A 22,583-nucleotide genomic window follows, 5' to 3' on the forward strand; every position below is an offset into this window, starting at 1 on the left:
CTCAGACCCCAGCTTTCGCTGGGGTGACGGCCTTGGCTTGTCCCGACATTTCAGCACCGATCGGCCTCGGTAATAATCGGGACATTCGCACGCAGCATTTGCGGGCTAGACCAGTCCTTGTCAGCGGCATCCCCTTGCAGATCCCCCTCTGTCGCCGCTGATCCTCCCCTGAACCTCGGCCTCCAGCTTTTAGCTGGAGGCCTTTTTTTGTGCCGTGCGCATCGCGCCCAGGCACAAAAAAAGGGCGCCCGGTGGGGCGCCCTTTCGATATCGTGCCTGTGAAAGGCCGATTACTTCTTCAGCGTCAGGCCGCCAAAGCGCTTGTTGAAGCGCGCAACCTGGCCACCGGTATCCAGCTGGCGGTTGCCGCCGGTCCAAGCCGGGTGCGACTTGGGGTCGATGTCGAGCGCCATCGTGTCGCCTTCCTTGCCCCAGGTCGAGCGGGTCTGGAAGGTGGTGCCGTCGGTCATCTGGACGGTGATGAAGTGGTAATCGGGGTGGGTATCGGCCTTCATGGCGTCTTGCTCCGTGTGTGTGCCGGTTCCGACCGGCTATGGATGCGATAAAATGCGAAGGCGCGCCGTTAGCGTTTTCGGCGCGCCAAAGCAAGGAAAAGGATGTGCCTTCGCTCAGTCCTTGGGCGGATCGGCAATCATCGCGACGAAATTGGCTTCCGCCGCCAGCTTGCCCTCGATCAGCGCACGACCCGCGAACTTGCAGACCGCGCCGCGCATCTGCGTCACTTCGACATGCAGGTCGAGCAGGCAGCCCGGCTCCACCGGGGTCCGGAACTTCGCGCCGTCGATGCTCATGAAATAGACGAGCTTGCCCGAATCCGCGAGCCCCAGCGAATCGACCACCAGCACGCCGGCCGCCTGGGCCATGGCCTCGACGATCAGCACGCCCGGCATGATCGGCCGGCCGGGGAAATGCCCCTGGAAGAAGGGCTCGTTCATCGACACCGCCTTGATCGCGTGGATCGACTGGCTCGGCACCAGCGACGCCACGCGATCTACCAGCAGCATCGGGTAGCGATGCGGCAGGGCAGCCATGACCCGACGGATATCCATCGGGCCACGGGCTTCCTTGTTATCAACCTCTCCGGTCATCTTATCAGCGCGACTTAGGCGCCTGCGCCGGGTTGGCGGGGGCCGGAGCGGCAGCGGCCGGGGCCGCAGCCTGGCCCTGACGACCGCCCGGCTGCCAGCCGGCGGGCGGGGTGATGCCGACGCTGGGCACCAGCGTGTTGAGTTCGGTCACGACCGCGGCGGTGATGTCGACGGTCGGCTGATAGGACACGGTCGCGTCGGGCGACAGGACCAGGTCGACCTTCGCCTTGGTCATGGCGGCCTTCAGCGCGTCCGACAGCTTGGCGGTGATCTGTTCCTCGACATAGGCGTTGGCGAGCGCGATCGGCTGGCCCAGGCGCTGCAGTTCGGCCTGCGCGGTCTGCTGCGACTGCTGGAACTGCTGATACTGGGTTTCGATCGCCGGGGTCGGCTTGCCGCCGGCCGCCTTCAGGGCAGCCTGCAGGGCGTCGCCCTTGGTCTTGAGATCAGTGTCGATCGCAGTCTTGCGCGCGGTGAAGCTGTCGATCTGCGCCTTGTAGGTGGTCTGGATCTGGGTACGGGCGGTCGAATAGGCCGCGCTGGTGGCAACCGCGCGCTGCAGATCGACGACGGCGATGCCCTGCTTCGACTGGGCAGCGGCGGGCGCGGCGGTCAGAGCGATGGCGGTGACAGGCGCGATACCGAGCGCCAGAGCCTTGATAAACGTCTTCATCAGAATTGAGTCCCTACGTTGAAGGTGATGAGTTTGTTGTCGTCCCCTGGTTCCTTGAGCAGGGCCTTGGCGATGTCGATACGGAACGGCCCGAAGGGCGAGTTCCAGTTGACACCGAAGCCCACGGACAGACGCGGTTTCAGCGTGTCGCCCAGATAATCTTCCTCGAACATGCCGCTCTTGGTGTCATAGCCAACAGGGCAGACCGGGCTGGCCGCCGTGCCGGTCGCACGGACGGTGCTCAGCGAACCGGTGGAGTCGGAGCAATAGCCCGCAAAGTTGATGGTGCCCGGATTCTTCAGGCCGGCGACGGCGCCGACATCCGCGAAGATCGACGGACGCAGGCCCATTTCACGGGCACCCGAACCCAGCGGAATCTCCATTTCGGCGCGGGCCATATAATAGACGCGGCCACCCAGCGCGTCATCCGACACATTATTGTTGCCGGTCTGGCGGACATAGCTGGTGGAACCGTCATCATTGGTCTGCGAAACCAGATAATAGCGCTTCACGCGCGGACCAACGCCGCGAATGTCGAAGCCGCGCATCTGCGGTTCACCCAGGAAGAAGCGGTCGGTCAGGCGGATCGGGTCGACTTCGGCGCCGGTGGCGTCATAGCGTGTGCCCTGGAGGCTGTGGATATAGCCGCCTTCGCCCGTCAGCGAGAAGATGAAGCCGCCGCCCAGGCCCCAATATTTGGCGGCATTGGCGCGGGTGCGGATGTAGCGGACGTCGCCGCCCAGGCCGGCAAAGTCCTGGCTGAGCGTGACGGTCTGGCCACGGGTCGGACGGATGCGGTTGTCGCGGGTATCATAGATCAGCGAGTAGCCGATCGACGAGGTCGTGCGCTTGCCGATGGCATCGCAGAGATAGCGGCCGGCCAGCAGCGGGTCGCAGACACCGTCGGTATAATAGGTGTCCTTGTCCAGCGTCACGTCGTCGAAGTTCAGCGTGTAGCGCAGCGCCAGCGACACATATTCGGTGATCGGCACGCCGGCACGCAGCTGGAAGCCGGTCGTGGTCTGTTCATAGGTGGTGTCGCGGTCGTTATTGCTGAGATAACGGAAGCTGTTGAGGTCGCGGCGATAGATATCGCCGCCCAGCGCGATATTCTTGTCCATGAAATAGGGCTCGGTGAAGCCCACTTCGACCGACTTGGAATAAGCCGAATAATTGACCGAGGTGCGCAGTTCCTGGCCCTTGCCGCGGAAGTTGCGCTGGGTGATCGACGCCGAGATGATGAAGCGTTCGAGCGAGGAGTAGCCGGCCGAGAGCGAGAGTTCGCCGGTCGACTTTTCCTGGACGTTGGTTTCCAGCACGATGCGGTCGGGCGCCGAGCCGGGCTTCTGCTCGATGTCCAGCTTCTCCTGGAAGAAGCCGAGCGAGTTGATACGGTCCTTCGAGCGCTTGACGAGGAAGCTGTTGAAGGCGTCGCCTTCGGCCAGGCGGAACTCGCGGCGGACCACCTTGTCCTGCGTCAGCGTGTTGCCGTTGATGTCGACGCGCTCGACATAGACGCGCGGGGCGTTGGCGATGCGGAAATTGATCCCCATCGTCAGGTCGTCCTTCGACCGGTTGAAGTCGGGTTCGACCTGGGCGAAGGCATAGCCGAACAGGCCGGCGGTTTCGCTCAGCGTGTCGACCGTGTCCTCGACCTGCTTGGCATTGTACCAGTCGCCCTTCTTCATCGGCAGGCGGCGGGTCAGCGCATCGCCCGACAGGTCGCGAATGTCGGATTCGACCTTCACGTCGCCGAACTTGTAGCGATCCCCTTCCTCGACCACATAAGTGATGATGAAGTCCTGCTTGTCAGGCGTCAGTTCCGCGACGGCCGAGATCACGCGGAAATCGGCATAGCCTTCGGTCAGGTAGAATTGGCGCAGCTTCTGCTGGTCATAGGCCAGGCGATCCGGATCGTAGCTGGTGCCCGACGAGAAGATGCGGAACCAGCGCGACTGCTTGGTCACCATCTGGCCGCGCAGTTCGCCGTCCTTGAACTTCTCGTTGCCGATGATGTTGATCTGGCGGACCTTGGACTTGGGCCCTTCCGAGATTTCGAACACGATGTCGACGCGGTTCTGGTCCAGCTGGACCATCTTGGGCTCGATCGTCGCGGCAAAGCGGCCCTGGCGGCGATACAGCTCGACGATGCGGGCGACGTCGGCGCGGACCTTGGAGCGGGTATAGATCTGGCGCGGCGCCAGTTTTATTTCGGGACGGATCTTGTCGTCCTTCAGGCGCTTATTACCTTCAAGGACGATACGGTTGATGACGGGGTTTTCCTTCACCTCGACGGTCAGCGCGCCGCCATCGTTGCGGATCTGGACGTCGGCGAAGAGTTCGGTCTCATACAGGTCGCGCAGCGCCTGATCGAGCGATTCCTGGCTGAAGGCCTGGCCCACGCGCAGCTTGGTGTAGGACATGACCGTGTCCTGCTCCAGACGCTGGGTGCCGGTCACGGTGATGCTGCGGATCGTGCCTTCGGGCGTATTGGCCGTGGACGCCGCGATCGGCGCAGCCGCCGGTGCTGCCGGGGCCGCATTCTGGGCCATCGCCGGCACGGCCGACAGGCCCGCAATCATCGTCGTGGCCAACAGGGCCGCGATGATCGGACGCTGGCCCTTGCTGCTGTTCATCGCTGTCACCCGCTCACCTCAAAAAAGTAAAAAACTGTTTCGCCAGAAATAGACGGCGCCGAACCGCGCCTTCCCTGCCCGATGCGGCTCAGCCGATCAAGCCGGACAGCCGCTCCCACAATCCGAAAGACGACAAATCGTTGAAGGTCACCAGCAACATGACCGTCATCAGCAGCGCCAGACCCGACCGATAGGCCCAATCCTGCACCTGCGGGCTCACCGGCCGCCGCTGCACTGCCTCCACCCCATAGAAAAGCAGATGACCGCCATCCAGCATGGGAATTGGCAAGAGGTTGATGAACCCCAAGTTAATCGAGATGAGGGCGATGAAGAAGATGAAGCTCTCCAGCCCCAGCGTTGCCGCCTGCCCCGACACCTGTGCGATCTTGAGCGGCCCGCCCAGTTCCTTGACCGAACGATCGCCGCCGATCACCTGGCCCAGCGTCTCCACCATGGTGCGGATGATCTGGCCAGTGCGCTCGATCGCCACCACGGGGGCGCGCAGCAGGCTGACCGGTTCGATCACCGGTTCGCCCGGCGCGATGCCCAGACGTCCGATGCGGAACTTGTTGCCGAAGCCGTCATCTTCGCTGACCGCGCCGACATGGCCCTGCTTCTCGATCACCTGCCCCTTGCGGTCGAGCAGGATCGTAACCGGCTCACCGGGACGGATCTGGGCATAAAGGCGGATATCGTCGAAGGTGCTCATCGCCCGGCCATTGAGCGAGACGATACGATCGCCCGGCTGGATGCCGGCCATGGCAGCGGCGCTGCCGGGCTGGACCATGCCGGCGACCGCCGGGGTCCGGCTTTCGCCATGCAGGAAGGCGAAGGCGGCCAGGATCAGGATGGCGAAGAGGAAATTGATCGCCGGGCCGGCGGCGACGATCGCCGCGCGCTGCCACAGCGGCTTGGCCGGGAAGCTTTCGGCGCGATCCTGCGCTGACATTTCCAGCCATTTGGGATCGGTCTGGCTGGCCGCGTTCATGTCACCCTTGAAGCGGACATAGCCGCCCAGCGGCAGCGCCGCGAGCCGCCAGCGCGTGCCGCGCCTGTCCACCCAGGCGGCGATTTCCGGGCCGAAGCCGATCGAGAAGGCCTCCGCCTTCACCCCGCACCAGCGTCCGACCAGATAATGACCCAGTTCATGCACGAAGACGAGCGGCCCGATGACCGCCACGAAAGCCAAGATGGTCAACAGGAAACCGGGATTGTGGATCAAACCGTCAATCTTTCCATCACATCACCCGCCATAACCCGTGCCGTTGCGTCGGCGTGCAGGACATCGTCCATGCAGGCTGGCATCGGCGCGCTATAGCGGTTGAGAACATCCTCCACAATCATGGCGATATCAAGGAAGCCGATGCGGCCGGCCAGAAAGGCCGCCACGGCGACCTCGTTCGCGGCGTTGAGGATGGCGGCCGATGCGTCGCCCGCCTGCGCCGCCGCGCGCGCCAGGCGCAGCGCGGGGAAACGCCGGTCGTCGGGCGCTTCAAAGTCCAGACGGCCGATCCGGGCCAGATCAAGTGGCTGGCAAGGCGTGGCGATCCGCGCCGGCCAGGCCAGCGCATGGGCGATCGGGATGCGCATGTCGGGCGAGCCGAGCTGTGCCAAAGTGGACCGGTCGCGATATTCGACCATCGAATGGATGACCGATTGCGGGTGGACCAATATCTCGATCCGGTCGAGCCCGACCGGGAAGAGATGGGCCGCCTCGATCAGTTCCAGCCCCTTGTTCATCATCGTCGCGCTGTCGACGCTGATCTTCGCGCCCATCGACCAGTTGGGATGCGCCACGGCCTGCGCAGGCGTGATGGCGCGCATATCCTCATAGCCCAGGGTGCGGAACGGTCCGCCGCTTGCGGTCAGGATGATGCGGGCGACATCGTCCAGGCTGCTGCCCGCCAGGCACTGGAAGATCGCATTATGCTCGCTGTCCACCGGCAGCAGCGTCGCGCCCGATGCGGTCGCCGCCTGCATCATCAGCGCGCCGGCCGACACCAGCGACTCCTTGTTGGCCAGCGCCACCGTGCCGCCGGCCTGCAGCGCGGCGATGGTGGGCTTGAGGCCCGCGCAGCCGACGATCGCGGCCATGGTCCAGTCGGCACCCGCCGCCGCGGCATCGACCAGCGCGCCCTCGCCCGCCGCCGCCTCGACACCCGATCCGGCGAGCGCATCCTTGAGCGCGCCATATTGGGCTTCGTCCGCGACCACGGCGATCTTCGCACCGACCGCGCGCGCGGCGGCGGCGAGGCCAGCGACATCGCGATTGGCGGTCAGGGCAATGGCCTCATAGGCATCGGGCTCGCGCTGGATCAGGTCCAGCGTCGACATGCCGACCGATCCGGTGGCGCCGAAGACGGAAACGCTGCGCATCAGGCGCCCGCCAGGACCAGATAGAGCAAGGCGGCAAGCGGCGCGGCCGCCACCACGCCATCGAGCCGGTCCATCACCCCGCCATGGCCGGGCAACAGGTTGCTGCTGTCCTTGACGCCGGCGCGGCGCTTCATCGCGCTTTCGAGCAGATCGCCAAGCTGTGCCGCCACGGCGAGCAGGCCGCTCGCCGCCGCCAGCTGGATCGGCAGGTCGGCAAAACGATAGAGAAGGAAGCCGGTGAGCAGGGCCGCCAGCACGCCGCCGCCCAGCCCCGACCAGGTCTTGGACGGGCTGACCCGCGGCGCGAGCTTCGGACCACCGATCGATCGGCCGGCAAAATAGGCACCGATATCGGTCGCCCAGACCAGACCCAGCGCCCAGAAGGCGAGCAGCAGGCCATGGCTGTCGGGCGCCTGCCCACGCAGGAACAGCAGCGCCATCACCGGCAGGCAGATGTAGAGAATGCCGAGCGCCAGCTTGATCGCGCGGCTGGTGATCAGGACGAAGAAGAAGGAGGCCATCATCAGGCCGAAGCCGAGCCAGGACACGCCCGCCGCCACCGGGCAGAGGATCGCCAGCGGCACCGAGACGGCATACATCGCCATCTTGCGCTGATCGGACGAGGCGCCGGTCAGCATGCCCCATTCGCCCATCATCAGCACACCGGCGATCGACAGCAGCATCCAGAAGACGAAGCCACCAAAGACCAGCGCGCCCACAGCCATGGCGATCAGGCCAAGGCCAACGATCGTGCGGGTCCGCAATTCACTCGACATGTTACTCACAGTCCGCCGAAACGGCGGTCCCTCATGCGGAAGGCGTCGAGCGCCTGCGCCAATGCCCGGCCATCGAAATCGGGCCAGAGCATATCGGTAAAATAGAGTTCGGCATAAGCCGCCTGCCACAGCATGAAATTGCTGAGCCGCTGTTCGCCCGAAGTACGGATCAGCAGGTCGAGCGGCGGCAGGTCGGCGGTGTAGAGTTCGGCATCGATCGCCTCGATACCGATATTCTCGGCCGACAATTCACCGCTCGCCACCCGCTCGGCCAGACGCTGCGCCGCGCGCACCATCTCGTCCTGCGCGCCATAGTTGAGCGCGATCGCAATCACCGGGCCTGTGTTGGCAGCGGTACGCGCCATCGCGCTTTCGATCAGCTCGACCAGGCCAGGCTCCAGCGCCTTGTAGTTGCCGATGACCCGCAGCCGCACGCCATTGGCATGGAACTCATCGATATCCGACTGGATGAAATGGCGCAGCAGGCCCATCAGGTCGGACACTTCGGTCGCCGGACGCTTCCAGTTCTCCGAGGAGAAAGCGTAGAGCGTCAGGCATTCAAGGCCCATATCCTGCGCCGCGCGGGCGACGCGACGTACCGCCTCCACCCCGGCGCGATGGCCGGCGATGCGCGGCAACAGCCGCTTCTTCGCCCAGCGGCCGTTGCCGTCCATGATGATGGCGACATGACGCGCACCATGGGCAGGCGCAGCGCTGGTAAGATCGGGCTTGGCTTGTGTGGCCATCAGATAGGAATGCGTGCTTTGGCCGCGAAAGAAAAGCCCCGGCTTACTGGCCGAGGATTTCCTTTTCCTTGGCCGAAGCGGCCGCGTCGATATCCACGATGGTGGCGTCGGTCAGCTTCTGGACTTCGGTTTCCAGGCGCTTGCGCTCGTCTTCGCTGATCTCGCCCTTCTTCTCGTCGGTCTTCAGGCTGTCCATGCCGTCGCGACGGACGTTGCGGACGGCGACGCGCGCGCCTTCGGCATATTTGCTGGCGAGCTTGGCCAGTTCCTTGCGGCGTTCCTCGGTGAGGTCCGGGATCGGCAGGCGCAGCGTCTGGCCGTCGACGATCGGGTTGAGGCCCAGGCCCGCCGAGCGGATCGCCTTGTCGCAGGGGCCGACATTGGCCTTGTCCCACACCTGGACCGACAGCATGCGCGGCTCGGGCGCCGACACGGTGGCGACCTGGTTCAGCGGCATGTTGGCGCCATAGACGGTGACCATGACGGGATCGAGCAGCTGCACATTGGCGCGGCCGGTGCGCAGACCGGTGAGATCGCCCTTCAGCGCTTCGATTGCGCCGGCCATGCGGCGTTCGAGGTCGGACTTGTTATACTGGGCCATTATTAGCGCTCCTGATTTTGCACGATCGTCGCGGTGCCTTCACCCGCCAGCACCTTGGCCAGGTTGCCTTCCTCGCGGATGTTGAAGACGACGATGGGAATATGATTTTCACGGCACAGCGCGATCGCGCTGGCGTCCATGACCTTCAGATTGTCGGTCAGCACCTGATCGAAGCTGATCGCCTCATAGCGGGTGGCGTCCGCCACCTTCTTGGGATCGGCATCATAGATGCCATCGACACTGGTGCCCTTGAACAGCGCGTCGCAGTTCATTTCCGCCGCGCGCAGGGCTGCGGTGGTATCGGTGGTGAAGAAGGGATTGCCGGTGCCCGCCGCGAAGATCACGATCCGGCCCTTCTCCATGTGGCGCACGGCCTTGCGACGGATATAGGGTTCGCACACCGACGCCATCGGAATGGCCGACTGGACGCGGGTGTCGCAGCCGATCTTTTCCAGCGCATTCTGCACCGCCAGCGCGTTCATCACGGTCGCCAGCATGCCCATATAGTCGGCGCTGGTACGGTCGAAGCCCTTGGCCGCGCCGGCAAGGCCGCGGAAGATGTTGCCGCCACCGACGACCACGCACAGTTCGAAGCCCGCATCCTTCGCGGCGGCGATTTCGCCAGCGACGCGATCAACGGTCTCGGGATCGATGCCGAACTGGCCGGACCCCATCAGCACCTCGCCCGACAATTTCAGCAGGATGCGTTTGAAGGCTGGCCGGGTCATGTGGGGCAAGAATCCTTGATGGTTGGCAGGGGAAGCGGCCGGGACATTAGAGGCGGTAAAGCGCGATGCCAAGGGGCGTTTGTCGTGCGCTCCAGCCTCTTCATGGAGAAAGCGGCACCGATGGCGCCCGGCCCGACCGGCGCCGACCGCCGAACGCACCACGCTCTCATAGAAAAAGGGCGCCCCGCAGGACGCCCCTTCCCTTTGCTTGTCGCTCGATCGGCGATCAGGCGCCGGCGGCAGCAGCCACTTCGGCGGCGAAGTCGCTGACTTCCTTCTCGATGCCTTCGCCCAGCTGGAAGCGGACATAGGACTTGAGCGAGATCGACTTGCCGGCATCCTTGGCCGCCTTGGCGACGACGTCGGCGATCGGGGTCTTGTTGTCCATCACGAACAGCTGCGAGAGCAGAGCCTGCTCCTTGGCGAACTTGGCGACCGCGCCGTCGACCATCTTGGCGACGATTTCGGCGGGCTTGCCCGATTCGGCGGCCTTTTCAGCGGCGATCGCGCGCTCACGCTCCAGCAGGGCCGGATCGATGTCGTCAGCCGACAGGGCCAGCGGGAAGGCAGCGGCGATGTGCATGGCCAGCTGCTTGCCCAGCGGCTCCAGAACGTCGGCGGGGGCTTCGCCTTCGAGCGCGACGAGCACGCCGATCTTGCCGAGGCCCGGCGCAGCAGCGTTGTGCACGTAGGGCACGACGACGCCTTCGGTCACTTCGACATGGGCGACGCGACGCAGATTCTGGTTTTCGCCGATGGTGGCGATGTTGGCGACCAGCTTTTCGGCGATGGTGCCGCCGGCGGGGTGCGGCTGGGCCGACAGGGCTTCGGCGTCAGCCGCGCCCGATTCCAGCGCAACGGCCGACACGGTGCGAACGAAGTCCTGGAACTGGTCGTTCTTGGCAACGAAGTCGGTTTCGCTGTTCACTTCGACGGCAACACCCTTGGTGCCGGCGACGGCAACGCCGACCAGGCCTTCAGCGGCGGTGCGGCTCGACTTCTTCTGGGCAGCAGCCAGACCCTTGGCGCGCAGCCAGTCGGTCGCCGCTTCGATGTCGCCATTGGCTTCGGTGAGGGCCTTCTTGCAATCCATCATGCCCGCGCCCGAACGGTCGCGCAGTTCCTTGACGGCGGCAGCGGTAATCTCGGCCATGTTGAGGCTCCTAAATCAAAAGGGGTTTAATCAGATAAGCACTAGGGCGCGCTCCGTAATGGACCGCGCCCTAGCCTGTCATTCTTGCAGTTCGAAGACCGCGGATCAGGCCTGCGCGACGACCTCTTCGGCCTCGGGCTCGTCCAGAGCGCCCAGGTCGATGCCCGAAGCCTGCTGCGCACCACGGTTGCCCTTGGTGGCGGCAGCGGCAACGGCGTCGCAGTAGAGGCGGATGGCGCGGCTGGCGTCATCGTTCGCCGGAACCGGGAAGGCGATGCCGTCGGGCGAGACGTTCGAGTCGAGGATGGCGACAACCGGGATACCCAGGGTGTTGGCTTCCTTGATCGCCAGCTCTTCCTTGTTGGCGTCGATCACGAACATGACATCGGGGATGCCGTTCATGTCGCGGATGCCGCCCAGCGACAGTTCCAGCTTCTCGCGCTCGCGGGTCATCTGGAGGACTTCCTTCTTGGTGAAGCCGTGGGTATCGCCCGACAGCTTCTCTTCGAGGGTCTTCAGGCGCTTGATCGAGCCCGAGATGGTCTTCCAGTTGGTGAGCATGCCGCCCAGCCAGCGATGGTTGACGAAGTGCTGACCCGACTTGCGGGCGGCTTCGGCGATCGGATCCTGGGCCTGGCGCTTGGTGCCGACGAACAGAACCTTGCCGCCGCCGGCGACGGTGGCCGACACGAAGTCGAGGGCGCGCGCGAAGAGCGGCACGGTCTGCGACAGGTCAAGGATGTGGATGCCGTTGCGGTCGCCGAAGATGTACGGCTTCATCCGCGGGTTCCAGCGGTGGGTCTGGTGGCCGAAGTGGGCGCCAGCCTCGATCAATTGCTGCATGGTGACGACGGGGGTCGCCATAATCATTTCTCCTTCCGGTTGCTACCTCTGGGAATCAGGAACCTTGGATGGTCTCAAAGACCCGTCCGGCACCGGATATGTCGATTCCCATGTGGAATGGACGCGCCTTTAACGCCCAAAACCCCGTTGCGCAAGGGGTTGACTCGCTCTCAATATGAGAACATAAAGTGAACAGATGGAACAAACAGTCTAAACGCCCGTTTGCACCGACATAGTGAGCCTAAGCGTGCAAATGGCAAGATAGAAAGTCAGCGGCCATGTTCACCATTGTTGCAGCGACCATTTTCTCCGCCGCCTTCCTGCTGGCGGTCGGCACCATTGCCTGGATGTTTGCGCTCTATCATCAGAAGATGGCCGCAGCCCTGCTGTTCGAGCCGATTCCCCAGACCCCACCCGTCTATCATATCCGCATCACGCGGAACCGCGTGCGCCAGCCGGCCCGCGCCGCCACCCTGTCCGCCCCCGCCCTGCCCGGCAGCGCCCTCGCTGCCTGAACAGGACTTCCGGCTCAGCCAACAGGCTGCTTGCGCACCTTGGCGTAGGACAGGATGCCGAACGGGATCAGCAGCACATAGACGCCGCAGATCAGCAGCAAAGTGAACCAGGGCTGGGTCGCCAGCGCCGCCGCCAGCAGGCCGACAAAGGCGATGAGTTCCAGCCGGATGCGCTTGCGCAGCCGCAGCGCCGACCAGCTATAGGTGGCGATGCTGGAGATCATCAGGAAGGCCACGAACGCGGTCCAGGGCGCGACCACATACCAGGCGCGGAAAATCTCTTCGCCCGTCACCATCCACAGATAGAGCGGCACAAAGGTGAGGCCGGCGCCGGCCGGAGCCGGCACGCCGGTCAAAAAGCCGGCCGATTTGTGCGGCTGTTCCTCGACATCGATATTGGCGTTGAAGCGCGCCAGGCGCAGCGCGCAGGACAGGGCATGGGCCAGCGCGAAGATCCAGCCGAATTTCGGCATGGCGTGCAGCGACCAGAGATAGAGGATCAGCGCCGGCGCGACGCCGAATGCAATCGAATCGGACAGCGAATCCAGTTCGGCGCCAAAGCGGCTCTCGCCCCGCAGCATCCGGGCGATCCGGCCGTCCAGTCCGTCGAGCACGCCAGCGAACAGGATGGACAATACCGCCCGCTCCCACTCGCCTGAAATGCCGTAGCGCACGCCGGTGAGGCCGAAGCACAGCGCCATCGCCGTCACCGCATTGGGCGCCAGCATGCGCAGCGTGATGCCGCGCCGCAGCCCGCGCGGAACGGCGCGACGCCGCCTCACTGCTGGATGCCCGCAATCACGCGGCGATCGCCGATCTGGCCCAGGATCGTCTCGCCCGCGACGGTGCGCTGGCCCAGGATCACGCGCGGCGCGGTGCCGGCGGGCAGATAGACGTCGACACGGCTGCCAAAGCGGATGAGGCCGATGCGCTGGCCGGCGGCGACCATGTCGCCCGGCTTGACGAAGGGCACGATGCGGCGCGCGACAAGGCCGGCAATCTGGGTGAAGCCGACGCGCAGGCCGTCATGACGCTCGACCAGGATATGCTGGCGCTCATTATCCTCGCTCGCCTTGTCGAGATCAGCGTTGAGGAACTTGCCCGAAATATAGGTGACGGCCTTCACCGTGCCGCCGATCGGGGTGCGGTTGATATGGACGTCGAACACGCTCATGAAGATCGACACGCGGATCAGCGGCTGATCGCCCAGGCCATCAGGGCCGGCCATCTCGCGCGGCGGCGGCACGCGCTGGATCAGGGTCACCAGGCCATCCGCCGGGGCGATGATCGCGCCTTCATCCTGCGGCACGGCGCGGATCGGATCGCGGAAGAAGGCCAGCACCCAGATGGTGACCATCAGCATCAGCCAGCCGATGATTTCCCAGCCCATCACGAAGAACAGGCCGGTGATCGCAGCCGCGATCGCGCCGAACTTCACCCCTTCGGGATGGACCGAGGGGAAGCGCCATTTGACATTGCCGCCTGCGGCAATCGTGATCTCGTCATTTTCCATGGGCATGTCTTTAGGGGGAGACATTGATCCTGACAACGACGATCCCGGTCCTTGGCTCCCGGCATGAACGCGCATCGCACAACAGTCTTGCGCATGCATCGCATGATCGGCCGGAAATCCGGCGCTGGACGGTTGAACATTGGCGGCGCAGGCCGTAGGGCGTCCCCATAATTCCACCCAAGAGAAGAAGGCGAATAGGCGCTATGGCGAAGATCAAGGTGAAAAACCCCGTCGTGGAAATCGACGGCGACGAAATGACCCGCATCATCTGGGAATGGATCCGTGAGCGCCTCATCCTCCCCTATCTCGACGTCGACCTGAAATATTATGACCTGTCGGTCGAGAAGCGCGACGAGACCAGCGACCAGATCACGATCGACGCCGCCAACGCGATCAAGGAATATGGCGTCGGCGTGAAGTGCGCCACCATCACCCCCGACGAAGCGCGCGTCGAGGAATTCGGCCTCAAGAAGATGTGGAAGTCGCCCAACGGCACGATCCGCAACATCCTGGGCGGCGTCGTGTTCCGCGAACCGATCGTCATCAAGAATGTCCCCCGCCTGGTTCCGGGCTGGACCGACCCGATCGTCGTCGGCCGGCACGCCTTTGGCGACCAGTATAAGGCCACCGATTTCAAGGTGCCCGGCGCCGGCACGCTGACCATGAAGTGGGTCGGCACCAATGGCGAGGAACTCGAATATGAAGTGTTCGAATTCCCCAGCGCCGGCGTTGCCATGGGCATGTACAATCTCGACGAATCGATCCGCGATTTCGCCAAGGCCAGCTTCAACTATGGCCTGAACCGCGGCTGGCCCGTCTATCTGTCGACCAAGAACACCATCCTCAAGGCCTATGACGGCCGCTTCAAGGATCTGTTCCAGGAAGTGTTCGACGCCGAATTCGCCGACAAGTTCAAGGCGGCCGGCATCGTCTACGAACATCGCCTGATCGACGACATGGTCGCTTCGGCGCTGAAGTGGAGCGGCAAGTTCGTCTGGGCCTGCAAGAACTATGACGGCGACGTCCAGTCGGACACCGTGGCCCAGGGCTTCGGCTCGCTCGGCCTGATGACCTCGGTCCTGCTGTCGCCCGACGGCAAGACTGTGGAAGCCGAAGCCGCGCACGGCACCGTCACCCGCCACTATCGCCAGCACCAGCAGGGCAAGGCGACCTCGACCAACCCGATCGCCTCGATCTTCGCCTGGACCCAGGGCCTGTCGTTCCGCGGCAAGTTCGACGACACGCCGGACGTCGTGAAGTTCGCCGAGACGCTGGAGCAGGTCTGCATCAAGACCGTCGAAGGCGGCGCGATGACCAAGGATCTGGCCCTGCTGATCGGCCCGGATCAGGCCTGGATGACCACGGAGCAGTTCTTCGAGGCGATCCGCGTCAATCTGGAAGCCGAAATGGCCAAGTGGGCCTGATAAAGGCTTTTTACCGGAACTGATCGCTTCCTGAAGCTTTCAATACGGAAACGGAACGAGGCGGCGCCGCATCCCGGCGCCGCCTTTTCCTTTTCGGATTGATGCGACGGGAGCAAAGAATGACCACGACAGCCAAGAAGCGCCTGGAAGTCCGGGCGGCGGTGCCCGGCGATGTGCGCGGCATCCAGCGGCTGATCGCCCGCGCCTATCCCGGCATGCCCAATTATTCGCTGGCCACCATCCGCGGCCAGATCAACAATTTCCCCAATGGCTGCTTCGTCGCCCTCTATGACAGCAAGGTCGTGGGCTATTGCGCCACCATGCGCGTCAGCAAGGCGATGGCCTTTTCCCATCATGACTGGGAGGAGATCACCGCCAACGGTTTCGGCACCCGCCACAGCGCCGCGGGCGAATGGCTCTATGGCTATGAGATGGCGGTCGATCCCAAGCTGCGCGGGCTGCGCATCGGCCAGCGCCTCTATGACGAGCGCAAGGAACTGGCCGAGGAGCTGGACCTGCACGGCATCGTCATTGCAGGCCGCATGCCCGGCTATGCCCGCGCCAAGCGCCGCGCCGGCAGCGCAGCCGACTATCTGGAAAAGGTGGTCAGCGGCAAGCTGCGCGACCAGGTCATCAGCTTCCAGTTGAAGAACCAGTTCGAGCCGCTGGGCGTGCTGGAAAATTACCTTCCCGAAGACAAGCAGTCGGACGGACATGCGGCGCATCTGGTCTGGCGCAACCCCTATGTCGACCCGGACGAGGCGCCGGAAATGCGGGTGCCGCGCGGCGTGGAAAGCGTCCGCCTCGCCACCTGCCAGCTCCAGGCGCGCGCAGTGAAGGATTTCGACGAGTTCGTCCGCAACATCGAATATTTCGTCGATGTGGCGGCCGATTATCGGTCGGACTTCATCGTCTTCCCCGAGCTGTTCACCCTGCCCCTGCTCTCCTTCGAGACCAAGAAGCTCTCCCCGATCGAGGCGATCGACAAGCTGACCGGCTATACCCCGCGCCTGACCAAGGAACTGACGCGGATGGCGCTGGAATATAATATCAACATCATCGGCGGATCGCACCCCACCCGCGCCGACGATGGCGACATCCAGAATATCGCCTATGTCGCGCTGCGCGACGGATCGGTCCACACCCAGGAAAAGATCCACCCGACCCCGAACGAAGCCTTCTGGTGGAACATCAAGGGCGGCGACGCGCTCGACGTGATCCAGACCGATTGCGGCCCAATCGGCGTGCTGATCTGCTATGACAGCGAGTTTCCCGAACTGGCCCGCCGCCTGGTCGATCAGGGGGCGCGCATCATCTTCGTCCCCTTCTGCACCGACTCGCGCCTAGGTTATATGCGCGTGCGCTATTGCGCACAGGCCCGCGCGATCGAGAATCAATGCTATGTCGTGATGTCGGGCAATGTTGGCAATCTGCCGAACGTCGACAATATGGACATCCAATATGCCCAGAGCGCGATCCTGACGCCGTGCGACCTGCCCTTCGCCCGTGACGGCATCGCGGCCGAGGCGAGCGAGAATGTCGAGACGCTGACCATGGCGGACGTGAACCTGGCCGACCTCAGCTGGGCACGGGCCGAGGGCACGGTCCGCAACCTGCGCGACCGCCGCTTCGACCTTTATCATATCGACTGGGACAGCAATCCCGACCACAGCCACGCGCCAAGCGGCGGCCCGGTGCCGGCCGGTGGCCATAATTCGCCGGGTGGTGGCTGATCGAAGCGGGAGCAGCCAAGGCCCCTGCCATCATGACGGCAGGGGCGGCCCGGCTCACTCGACGGTGACGCTCTTCGCCAGATTGCGCGGCTGATCGACGTCGGTGCCCTTCAGCACGGCGACATGATAGGCCAGCAGCTGAACCGGCACGGCATAGACCATCGGCGCGATCAGCGGGTGGACCTTGGGCATGGTGATGGTAGCGAGACAGCCTTCGCCTGCCGCCTGCACCCCGTCATAGTCGGAAATCAGCACCACCTTGCCGCCGCGCGCCTGCACTTCCTGCATGTTGCTGACGGTCTTTTCGAACAAGGGGCCGCTGGGCGCGATGCAGATCACCGGCACCAGTTCGTCGATCAGCGCGATCGGGCCATGCTTCATCTCGCCGGCGGCATAGCCCTCGGCATGGATATAGCTGATTTCCTTGAGCTTCAGAGCGCCTTCCAGCGCCAGCGGATAGTCGGTGCCGCGGCCGAGATACAGGACATCGCGGGCCGGGACGATATGATGGGCCATCGCCTCGATCGCCTCGTCATAGGCGAGCGCGCCGTTGATCGCGGCGGGCGCTTCGGCGAGGTGACGGACAATTTCCTTTTCATCCTTGGCGCTGAGCTTGCCCTTGGCCCGCGCCAGATTGGCGGCGAAGGCAGCGAGCACGGCAAGCTGGCAGGTGAAGGCCTTGGTGGAGGCAACGCCGATTTCCGGGCCGGCATGGGTCGGCAGCAGCAGGTCGGCCTCGCGCGCCATGCTGCTGGTCGGCACATTGACGACGACGGCGATCTTCTGCCCCTGGGCGCGGGCATAGCGCAGCGCAGCAAGCGTGTCGGCGGTCTCGCCCGACTGGCTGATGAACAGGGCCAGGCCGCCCTCCTCCATCACCGGCTCGCGGTAGCGGAACTCGGAGGCGAAATCCAAATCGACCGGCACGCGGGCGAATTGTTCGAACCAGTAGCGCGCGACCATGCCGGCATAGAAGCTGGTGCCGCAAGCGACGATGGTGACGCGGCGAATGGTCGACAGGTCGAAATCCGGGATCGGCAGCGACACGCGATCATCCATCCGCTGCAGATAGGCCTTGAGCGTCTGGGCCACGACGACCGGCTGCTCATAGATTTCCTTCTGCATGAAGTGGCGATGATTGCCCTTGTCGATCATCGCGCCGGACACGCCGGAAATGGTGACCGGACGCTCGACCGGGTTGTTGTCCTTGTCGAAAATCTCGGCGCCATCCTTGGTGATGACGACCCAGTCGCCCTCGTCCAGATAGGCGATGCGCTGGGTCAGCGGGGCGAGCGCCAGCGCGTCGGAGCCGAGGAAGGTCTCGCCATCGCCATAGCCCACGACCAGCGGCGAACCCAGGCGCGCGCCGATCAGCATGTCGGGATGGCTCTTGAACAGGATGGCCAGCGCGAAGGCACCGTGCAGGCGCGGTAGCACCTGGGCCACGGCCTCCTTCGGCGCCACGCCCTGCTCCACCAGTTCGCTGACCAGATGGGCGACCACTTCGGTGTCGGTCTGGCTGTCGAAGGTGCGGCCGCGGGCAATCAGTTCGTCGCGCAGTGGCTTGAAATTCTCGATGATGCCATTGTGGACCAGCGCCACTTCGCCGGTCGCATGGGGGTGCGCGTTGCTGGTGGTCGGTGCCCCATGGGTGGCCCAGCGGGTATGGGCGATGCCGGTGGTGCCGGCCAGCGGCGATGCGGCCAGTTCCTTGACCAGATTGTTGAGCTTGCCCTCGGCCCGGCGGCGATCGATCCGGCCATCATGCACGGTTGCGACGCCGGCACTGTCATAGCCGCGATATTCCAGCCGCTTGAGGCCATCGACCAGCCGCTCCGCGACCTGATCCTTACCGATAATTCCGATGATACCGCACATGGTGGAAAGCCCCGCCGAACCAGATTAGTCAGATAGCGTCCATATAGGACAGCTTTGTCGCCATGCCATTAATGCCGGTCAGGCGACAGTGCCATGGCCGAGCCATGAAAAGAATGTCATCGTGGCCGGATGGTGACCAGCCAGATGTCGGGCGGCGCCAGCATGCGGAAGGGCAGGCCGCTGGTGCCCACCCCGCCCGACACGATCATCGCCTTCTGCCCATCCTGATAGCGGCCACAGGCATAGCGGGTGCCATAGCGGGAGGGCACATAGACGATTCCGGCAAAGGGCAGCGCCACCTGACCGCAATGGGTATGGCCGACCAGGGTCAGCGACGGCGCATCGGGCAGCAACGGGAAGACGTCGGGTCCATGCGACAGGATGACCGGCGCGCCACCAATGTCCTGCATCGCTTTCAACGTATCGGGTATGTCGGGCTTGCGGGTATAGATGTCCTTCAATCCACCGATCGCCAGCGGCCCGCGCCGCACCGCGCCATCCTGGACCAGGGCAATGCCCAGATCGGCAAAGGCGCGCTGCCAGTCATCGGGGCTCAGCGCCACCCGGTTCTTCCTGCTGCGACTGTCATGATTGCCCAGCACCGCGACCACGCCCATCGGCGCGCGCAGCCCGGCGAAGGGCGCGATCGCGTGGCGCGCATCATAGGTCGCGCCCCATTTATTGTCGCCGATATAGTCGCCGCCCAGCAGGATCAGGTCCGGCTTGAGGCCGTTGATCTGCGCCACGATCCGCGCCATCCGCGCCGGGCTGTTGTCCGGCCCGGACAGATGGGTGTCCGTCAGCAGCGCGACCTTGATCGGCTGCTGCGACGCGCCCGCCGGGAAAGGCAGCACGACATCGGCGCGTCGCACGACCGGCATAGCGCGCGCATTCATCAACAGCCAGAGCGGCCCTGCTACCGCGACCAGCAGCAGGAACAACAGGGCGGACAGAAACGGCCTGCGCCGGATGAAATTCAAGCCTTCGCCTTCCGCTCATGCATGCGGGTACGGAACGCCGCCGCCCAGCCCGGCTTGCTTTCCTGTTGCGGCCGGACGAGGCACAGCGCGTCGGCCGGAACCGGCTTGGTCACGACGCTGCCCGCCGCGACGATGGCGCCATCGCCGATCGTCGCCGGCGCGACCAGCGCGCTGTTGGAGCCGATGAAGGCCCCCGCGCCGATCTGCGTCTTATATTTGAAGAAGCCGTCATAATTGCAGGTGATGGTGCCCGCGCCGATATTGGCCGCCGCGCCGACGCTGGCGTCGCCGATATAGGACAGGTGATTGACCTTCGCCCCTTCGTCGAGGCGCGCCTTCTTGATCTCGACGAAATTGCCGACCTTTGCCTTGGGGCCGATGTCAGCGCCCGGACGCAGCCGGGCATAGGGGCCGATGTCGGCGCCGCTGGCCACGGTCGCGCCTTCCAGATGGGAGAAGGCATGGATGACGACATTGTCGGCGATGGTGACACCCGGACCGAAGACGACATTGGGTTCGACCGTCACGTCGCGGCCCAGCACCGTGTCGTGCGAGAAGAATACGGTCTGCGGCGCGACCAGGGTCACGCCCTCGCGCATCGCCTCGGCCCGGCGGCGGTCCTGCCACACGGCTTCGACGCCGGCCAGTTCGGCGCGGCTGTTGACGCCGGCCACTTCCCACGCTTCCGTCTCGATCACGGCGCTGTTTGCGCCGGGCAGCATGATGATGTCGGGCAGATAATATTCGCCGGCCGCATTGTTGTTGCCGATCTGGTCGAGCAGCACGAACAGGTCGCTCGCCCGCACCGCCATCAGGCCGCTATTGCACAGGGTGACGGCGCGCTCGGCCTCGCTCGCATCCTTAAACTCGACCATCTTCTCGATGATGCCCTGACCATCGGCGATGATCCGGCCATAGGCGGCGGCATCATCCGGGCGGAAGCCCAGCACCACCGCGCGCGGCTCGTCGCCCCGGCTCAGCCGATCGAGCATCGCCTTCATCGTCGCGCCGCTGACCAGCGGCACGTCGCCATAGAGGATCAGCACGTCACCGGCGAACCCCGCCAGCGCATCATGCGCCTGCGCCACGGCATGACCGGTGCCAAGCTGCTGGTCCTGCACGGCGATGGCGACGCCGCTGCCCTCGACCGCCTTTTCCACCTGCTCGCGGCCGGCGCCGACCACGACCACCTGCCGCTCGGGCAGCAGGTCCGCGACGCTGGCAAGCAGGTGCAGCAGCATCGGCCGCCCGGCGATCGGGTGCAGCACCTTGTGCGTGCCGGACTTCATCCTTGTGCCCTGCCCGGCGGCAAGGATGACGACTGCTAGGGGGCGAGGTGCGGTCACGGCGAGCGCGTCCTTTTCGTTCAAGTGGTCTGGAATATCACGGCTCTCTGCCATGTTTGCCTTGCCATTGCCACCGCCGACGCGGCATGGCGATGCCATGGCACGCTTATCCTTCGACATTGTCGGCTTCGACCTCGACGGCACCCTGCTCGACACCAGCGGCGATCTGGCCGCGGCGGTCAATTATGCGATCGGCACGATCGGCCGAGCCCCCTTCCCGGTCGATTCCATCCGGCCCTTCGTGGGCAAGGGTGCCAAGGTGATGCTGCAGCGCGCGCTCGACGCGTCGGGCGGCTATGACGAAGCGATCCTCGACCAGACGCTGCCGATCCTGCTCGATTATTATGAGCAGAATCTGGCGCTCCACTCCCTGCCCTATCCCGGCATGATGGCAATGCTGGATGCGCTGGCGGAGCGCGGCGTGAAGCTGGCAATCTGCACCAACAAGGCAGAACGCTTCACGATTCCCTTGCTGCACCAACTGGGCCTGTTCGACCGTTTCGCCTCGGTCGTGGCCGGTGACACGGTTGGCATTGCCAAGCCCGATCCGGCGCCGATCCATGCGATGATTGAGCGGGCCGGCGGCGGCCGCACCATCTTCCTGGGCGACACGATCAACGACATTGCCGGCGCGCGCAATGCCGGCATTCCCAGCATCGCGGTCAGCTTCGGCTTCCTCGACGGCCCGGTCGAAAATCTGGAGGCCGACGCGGTGATCCACCATTTCGACGAGCTGGTGCCGATGCTGGAAGCCTGGCCGGCATGAGCTTGCGCCTGGAGCGGGACGGCACGGTCGCCCGGCTGCTGATCGATCGGGCCGATCGCCGCAATGCCATGACCCAGGCGATGTGGGAGGCGATGCCCCATCTGGTCGCCGATGCCATGGCCGATGCGGATATCCGTGTGCTGATCCTCGCCTCGGCCACGCCCGGCCTGTTCTGCGCCGGTGCCGACATCAATGAATTTGCCGCCTGTTCGGGCGATGGCGACTGGCGCGCCGCCAACCAGGCCGCGATCCGCGCCAGCCAATATGCGCTGGCCCATGCGGAAAAGCCGGTGATCGCGGCGATCGACGGCGATTGTGTCGGCGGCGGATGCGGGCTGGCGATCGCCTGCGACCTGCGCATCGCGGCGCCGACCGCACGGCTGGGCATCACCCCGGCCAAGCTCGGCATCGTCTATTCGCTGTTCGACACCCGCCTGCTGGTCGATCTGGTCGGGCCGGCACGGGCCAAGCGCATCCTCTTCACCGGCGCGCTGCACGATGCCGAGGCGGCCCTTGCCATCGACCTGATCGACGAGATCGCGACCGATCCTCTGGCTGCTGCCGACGCACTGGCGCGCGAGATTGCCGGCAATGCCCAGCATAGCGTGCGCGCATCCAAGGCGATGGTCCGCCGCATCCTCGACGGTCAGGCGGATGACGACATGGTGACGCTGGAAATGTTCCGCGACGCCTTCACCTATCCCGACTTTGCCGAAGGCGTCGCGGCGTTCCGCGAGAAGCGGAAACCGCGTTTCTGATCCAGGTTAGGCAGTTTCCCGCTCGGCCC

22 protein-coding genes are annotated in these 22,583 nt (G+C 64.7%); 5 read left to right on the forward strand and 17 right to left on the reverse strand.

What is annotated here, in order from left to right; all coding sequences use genetic code 11:
* Positions 1-290: 290 nt before the first annotated feature.
* From rpmE to rpsB, 12 genes are all read right to left on the reverse strand, one after another.
* Entirely contained in the window at positions 291-515 is a 225-nt protein-coding gene (rpmE, locus tag HH800_RS15060; protein WP_004211187.1) for a 50S ribosomal protein L31, read from the reverse strand.
* Positions 516-629: 114 nt separating this feature from the next.
* Positions 630-1,109 carry a 3-hydroxyacyl-ACP dehydratase FabZ gene (fabZ, locus tag HH800_RS15065; RefSeq protein WP_037518190.1) on the reverse strand — a complete coding sequence of 160 codons (480 nt, stop codon included), beginning with the start codon at positions 1,107-1,109 and terminating at the stop codon, positions 630-632.
* 4 nt (positions 1,110-1,113) lie between these two features.
* Positions 1,114-1,782, reverse strand: a complete 669-nt coding sequence (locus tag HH800_RS15070; RefSeq protein WP_004211184.1) for an OmpH family outer membrane protein — start codon at positions 1,780-1,782, stop codon at positions 1,114-1,116.
* Complete coding sequence (bamA, locus tag HH800_RS15075; RefSeq protein ID WP_017499847.1) at positions 1,782-4,418, reverse strand: outer membrane protein assembly factor BamA; 2,637 nt, start codon at positions 4,416-4,418, stop codon at positions 1,782-1,784. Before bamA ends, HH800_RS15070 begins: the two co-directional genes overlap by 1 nt.
* An 88-nt stretch (positions 4,419-4,506) precedes the next feature.
* Complete coding sequence (rseP, locus tag HH800_RS15080) at positions 4,507-5,640, reverse strand: RIP metalloprotease RseP (protein ID WP_017499846.1); 1,134 nt, start codon at positions 5,638-5,640, stop codon at positions 4,507-4,509.
* Complete coding sequence (locus HH800_RS15085) at positions 5,637-6,794, reverse strand: 1-deoxy-D-xylulose-5-phosphate reductoisomerase (RefSeq protein WP_169861558.1); 1,158 nt, start codon at positions 6,792-6,794, stop codon at positions 5,637-5,639. The genes rseP and HH800_RS15085 overlap by 4 nt, the downstream gene beginning before the upstream one ends.
* The gene (locus tag HH800_RS15090; RefSeq protein WP_004211179.1) at positions 6,794-7,570 is read right to left on the reverse strand and encodes a phosphatidate cytidylyltransferase; all 777 of its coding nucleotides are present in this window, start codon (positions 7,568-7,570) and stop codon (positions 6,794-6,796) included. The genes HH800_RS15085 and HH800_RS15090 overlap by 1 nt, the downstream gene beginning before the upstream one ends.
* A gap of 5 nt (positions 7,571-7,575) precedes the next feature.
* Positions 7,576-8,316 carry an isoprenyl transferase gene (locus HH800_RS15095; RefSeq protein ID WP_069336798.1) on the reverse strand — a complete coding sequence of 247 codons (741 nt, stop codon included), beginning with the start codon at positions 8,314-8,316 and terminating at the stop codon, positions 7,576-7,578.
* Between the two features lie 43 nt (positions 8,317-8,359).
* Positions 8,360-8,917, reverse strand: a complete 558-nt coding sequence (gene frr, locus HH800_RS15100; RefSeq protein WP_004211176.1) for a ribosome recycling factor — start codon at positions 8,915-8,917, stop codon at positions 8,360-8,362.
* Between the two features lie 2 nt (positions 8,918-8,919).
* Positions 8,920-9,645 (reverse strand): UMP kinase, encoded by a 726-nt coding sequence (gene pyrH / locus HH800_RS15105; protein WP_004211175.1) that lies wholly within the window; start codon positions 9,643-9,645, stop codon positions 8,920-8,922.
* 226 nt (positions 9,646-9,871) lie between these two features.
* The gene (tsf, locus tag HH800_RS15110) at positions 9,872-10,798 is read right to left on the reverse strand and encodes a translation elongation factor Ts (RefSeq protein ID WP_169861559.1); all 927 of its coding nucleotides are present in this window, start codon (positions 10,796-10,798) and stop codon (positions 9,872-9,874) included.
* A gap of 105 nt (positions 10,799-10,903) precedes the next feature.
* Complete coding sequence (gene rpsB, locus HH800_RS15115; RefSeq protein WP_010337471.1) at positions 10,904-11,662, reverse strand: 30S ribosomal protein S2; 759 nt, start codon at positions 11,660-11,662, stop codon at positions 10,904-10,906.
* Positions 11,663-11,919: 257 nt separating this feature from the next.
* On the opposite strand from rpsB, the gene HH800_RS15120 reads away from it, so the two are divergent.
* Positions 11,920-12,156: a hypothetical protein gene (locus HH800_RS15120; RefSeq protein WP_169861560.1), complete on the forward strand. Its 237-nt coding sequence runs from the start codon at positions 11,920-11,922 to the stop codon at positions 12,154-12,156.
* A 14-nt stretch (positions 12,157-12,170) separates the two neighbouring features.
* Here the strand turns inward: HH800_RS15120 and HH800_RS15125 are convergent, their stop codons facing one another.
* Both HH800_RS15125 and HH800_RS15130 read right to left on the reverse strand, forming a co-directional pair.
* Entirely contained in the window at positions 12,171-12,884 is a 714-nt protein-coding gene (locus HH800_RS15125; protein WP_051035757.1) for a CDP-alcohol phosphatidyltransferase family protein, read from the reverse strand.
* A gap of 50 nt (positions 12,885-12,934) precedes the next feature.
* On the reverse strand, positions 12,935-13,669 hold the full coding sequence (locus tag HH800_RS15130) for a phosphatidylserine decarboxylase (protein ID WP_029547694.1): 735 nt from the start codon (positions 13,667-13,669) through the stop codon (positions 12,935-12,937).
* A gap of 203 nt (positions 13,670-13,872) precedes the next feature.
* Here HH800_RS15130 and HH800_RS15135 point away from each other — a divergent pair, with 203 nt between their 5' ends.
* Together HH800_RS15135 and HH800_RS15140 are read left to right on the forward strand one after the other, a co-directional pair.
* Positions 13,873-15,093 (forward strand): NADP-dependent isocitrate dehydrogenase, encoded by a 1,221-nt coding sequence (locus HH800_RS15135; RefSeq protein ID WP_004211167.1) that lies wholly within the window; start codon positions 13,873-13,875, stop codon positions 15,091-15,093.
* 119 nt (positions 15,094-15,212) lie between these two features.
* Positions 15,213-16,826 carry a bifunctional GNAT family N-acetyltransferase/carbon-nitrogen hydrolase family protein gene (locus tag HH800_RS15140; protein WP_017501588.1) on the forward strand — a complete coding sequence of 538 codons (1,614 nt, stop codon included), beginning with the start codon at positions 15,213-15,215 and terminating at the stop codon, positions 16,824-16,826.
* 54 nt (positions 16,827-16,880) lie between these two features.
* Here the strand turns inward: HH800_RS15140 and glmS are convergent, their stop codons facing one another.
* The 3 genes from glmS to glmU all read right to left on the reverse strand — a co-directional run bounded on the left by glmS (position 16,881) and on the right by glmU (position 20,973).
* Positions 16,881-18,704: a glutamine--fructose-6-phosphate transaminase (isomerizing) gene (glmS, locus tag HH800_RS15145; protein ID WP_037510157.1), complete on the reverse strand. Its 1,824-nt coding sequence runs from the start codon at positions 18,702-18,704 to the stop codon at positions 16,881-16,883.
* Positions 18,705-18,820: 116 nt separating this feature from the next.
* Complete coding sequence (locus HH800_RS15150) at positions 18,821-19,684, reverse strand: metallophosphoesterase (protein ID WP_169861561.1); 864 nt, start codon at positions 19,682-19,684, stop codon at positions 18,821-18,823.
* Entirely contained in the window at positions 19,681-20,973 is a 1,293-nt protein-coding gene (glmU, locus tag HH800_RS15155) for a bifunctional UDP-N-acetylglucosamine diphosphorylase/glucosamine-1-phosphate N-acetyltransferase GlmU (RefSeq protein WP_235682129.1), read from the reverse strand. Before glmU ends, HH800_RS15150 begins: the two co-directional genes overlap by 4 nt.
* A gap of 154 nt (positions 20,974-21,127) precedes the next feature.
* On the opposite strand from glmU, the gene HH800_RS15160 reads away from it, so the two are divergent.
* Positions 21,128-21,796 carry an HAD family hydrolase gene (locus HH800_RS15160; RefSeq protein ID WP_169861562.1) on the forward strand — a complete coding sequence of 223 codons (669 nt, stop codon included), beginning with the start codon at positions 21,128-21,130 and terminating at the stop codon, positions 21,794-21,796.
* Entirely contained in the window at positions 21,793-22,554 is a 762-nt protein-coding gene (locus HH800_RS15165) for an enoyl-CoA hydratase/isomerase family protein (RefSeq protein WP_169861563.1), read from the forward strand. Before HH800_RS15160 ends, HH800_RS15165 begins: the two co-directional genes overlap by 4 nt.
* The last annotated feature ends 29 nt before the right edge of the window (positions 22,555-22,583 follow it).

Source organism: Sphingobium yanoikuyae (assembly GCF_013001025.1).
GTDB classification, from domain to species: domain Bacteria; phylum Pseudomonadota; class Alphaproteobacteria; order Sphingomonadales; family Sphingomonadaceae; genus Sphingobium; species Sphingobium yanoikuyae_A.

What these genes read in the sequence shown, in the direction of transcription:
- fabZ (WP_037518190.1), bottom strand. Translation starts at nt 1,109, where the DNA reads ATGACCGGAGAGGTTGATAACAAGGAAGCCCGTGGCCCGATGGATATC.
- HH800_RS15165 (WP_169861563.1), top strand. Translation starts at nt 21,793, where the DNA reads ATGAGCTTGCGCCTGGAGCGGGACGGCACGGTCGCCCGGCTGCTGATC.
- bamA (WP_017499847.1), bottom strand. Translation starts at nt 4,418, where the DNA reads ATGAACAGCAGCAAGGGCCAGCGTCCGATCATCGCGGCCCTGTTGGCC.
- HH800_RS15135 (WP_004211167.1), top strand. Translation starts at nt 13,873, where the DNA reads ATGGCGAAGATCAAGGTGAAAAACCCCGTCGTGGAAATCGACGGCGAC.
- HH800_RS15140 (WP_017501588.1), top strand. Translation starts at nt 15,213, where the DNA reads ATGACCACGACAGCCAAGAAGCGCCTGGAAGTCCGGGCGGCGGTGCCC.
- HH800_RS15160 (WP_169861562.1), top strand. Translation starts at nt 21,128, where the DNA reads ATGGCACGCTTATCCTTCGACATTGTCGGCTTCGACCTCGACGGCACC.
- HH800_RS15130 (WP_029547694.1), bottom strand. Translation starts at nt 13,669, where the DNA reads ATGGAAAATGACGAGATCACGATTGCCGCAGGCGGCAATGTCAAATGG.
- HH800_RS15125 (WP_051035757.1), bottom strand. Translation starts at nt 12,884, where the DNA reads ATGCTGGCGCCCAATGCGGTGACGGCGATGGCGCTGTGCTTCGGCCTC.
- HH800_RS15070 (WP_004211184.1), bottom strand. Translation starts at nt 1,782, where the DNA reads ATGAAGACGTTTATCAAGGCTCTGGCGCTCGGTATCGCGCCTGTCACC.
- rpsB (WP_010337471.1), bottom strand. Translation starts at nt 11,662, where the DNA reads ATGGCGACCCCCGTCGTCACCATGCAGCAATTGATCGAGGCTGGCGCC.
- glmU (WP_235682129.1), bottom strand. Translation starts at nt 20,973, where the DNA reads ATGAAGTCCGGCACGCACAAGGTGCTGCACCCGATCGCCGGGCGGCCG.
- frr (WP_004211176.1), bottom strand. Translation starts at nt 8,917, where the DNA reads ATGGCCCAGTATAACAAGTCCGACCTCGAACGCCGCATGGCCGGCGCA.
- HH800_RS15120 (WP_169861560.1), top strand. Translation starts at nt 11,920, where the DNA reads ATGTTCACCATTGTTGCAGCGACCATTTTCTCCGCCGCCTTCCTGCTG.
- HH800_RS15095 (WP_069336798.1), bottom strand. Translation starts at nt 8,316, where the DNA reads ATGGCCACACAAGCCAAGCCCGATCTTACCAGCGCTGCGCCTGCCCAT.
- glmS (WP_037510157.1), bottom strand. Translation starts at nt 18,704, where the DNA reads ATGTGCGGTATCATCGGAATTATCGGTAAGGATCAGGTCGCGGAGCGG.
- pyrH (WP_004211175.1), bottom strand. Translation starts at nt 9,645, where the DNA reads ATGACCCGGCCAGCCTTCAAACGCATCCTGCTGAAATTGTCGGGCGAG.
- HH800_RS15085 (WP_169861558.1), bottom strand. Translation starts at nt 6,794, where the DNA reads ATGCGCAGCGTTTCCGTCTTCGGCGCCACCGGATCGGTCGGCATGTCG.
- rpmE (WP_004211187.1), bottom strand. Translation starts at nt 515, where the DNA reads ATGAAGGCCGATACCCACCCCGATTACCACTTCATCACCGTCCAGATG.
- tsf (WP_169861559.1), bottom strand. Translation starts at nt 10,798, where the DNA reads ATGGCCGAGATTACCGCTGCCGCCGTCAAGGAACTGCGCGACCGTTCG.
- HH800_RS15090 (WP_004211179.1), bottom strand. Translation starts at nt 7,570, where the DNA reads ATGTCGAGTGAATTGCGGACCCGCACGATCGTTGGCCTTGGCCTGATC.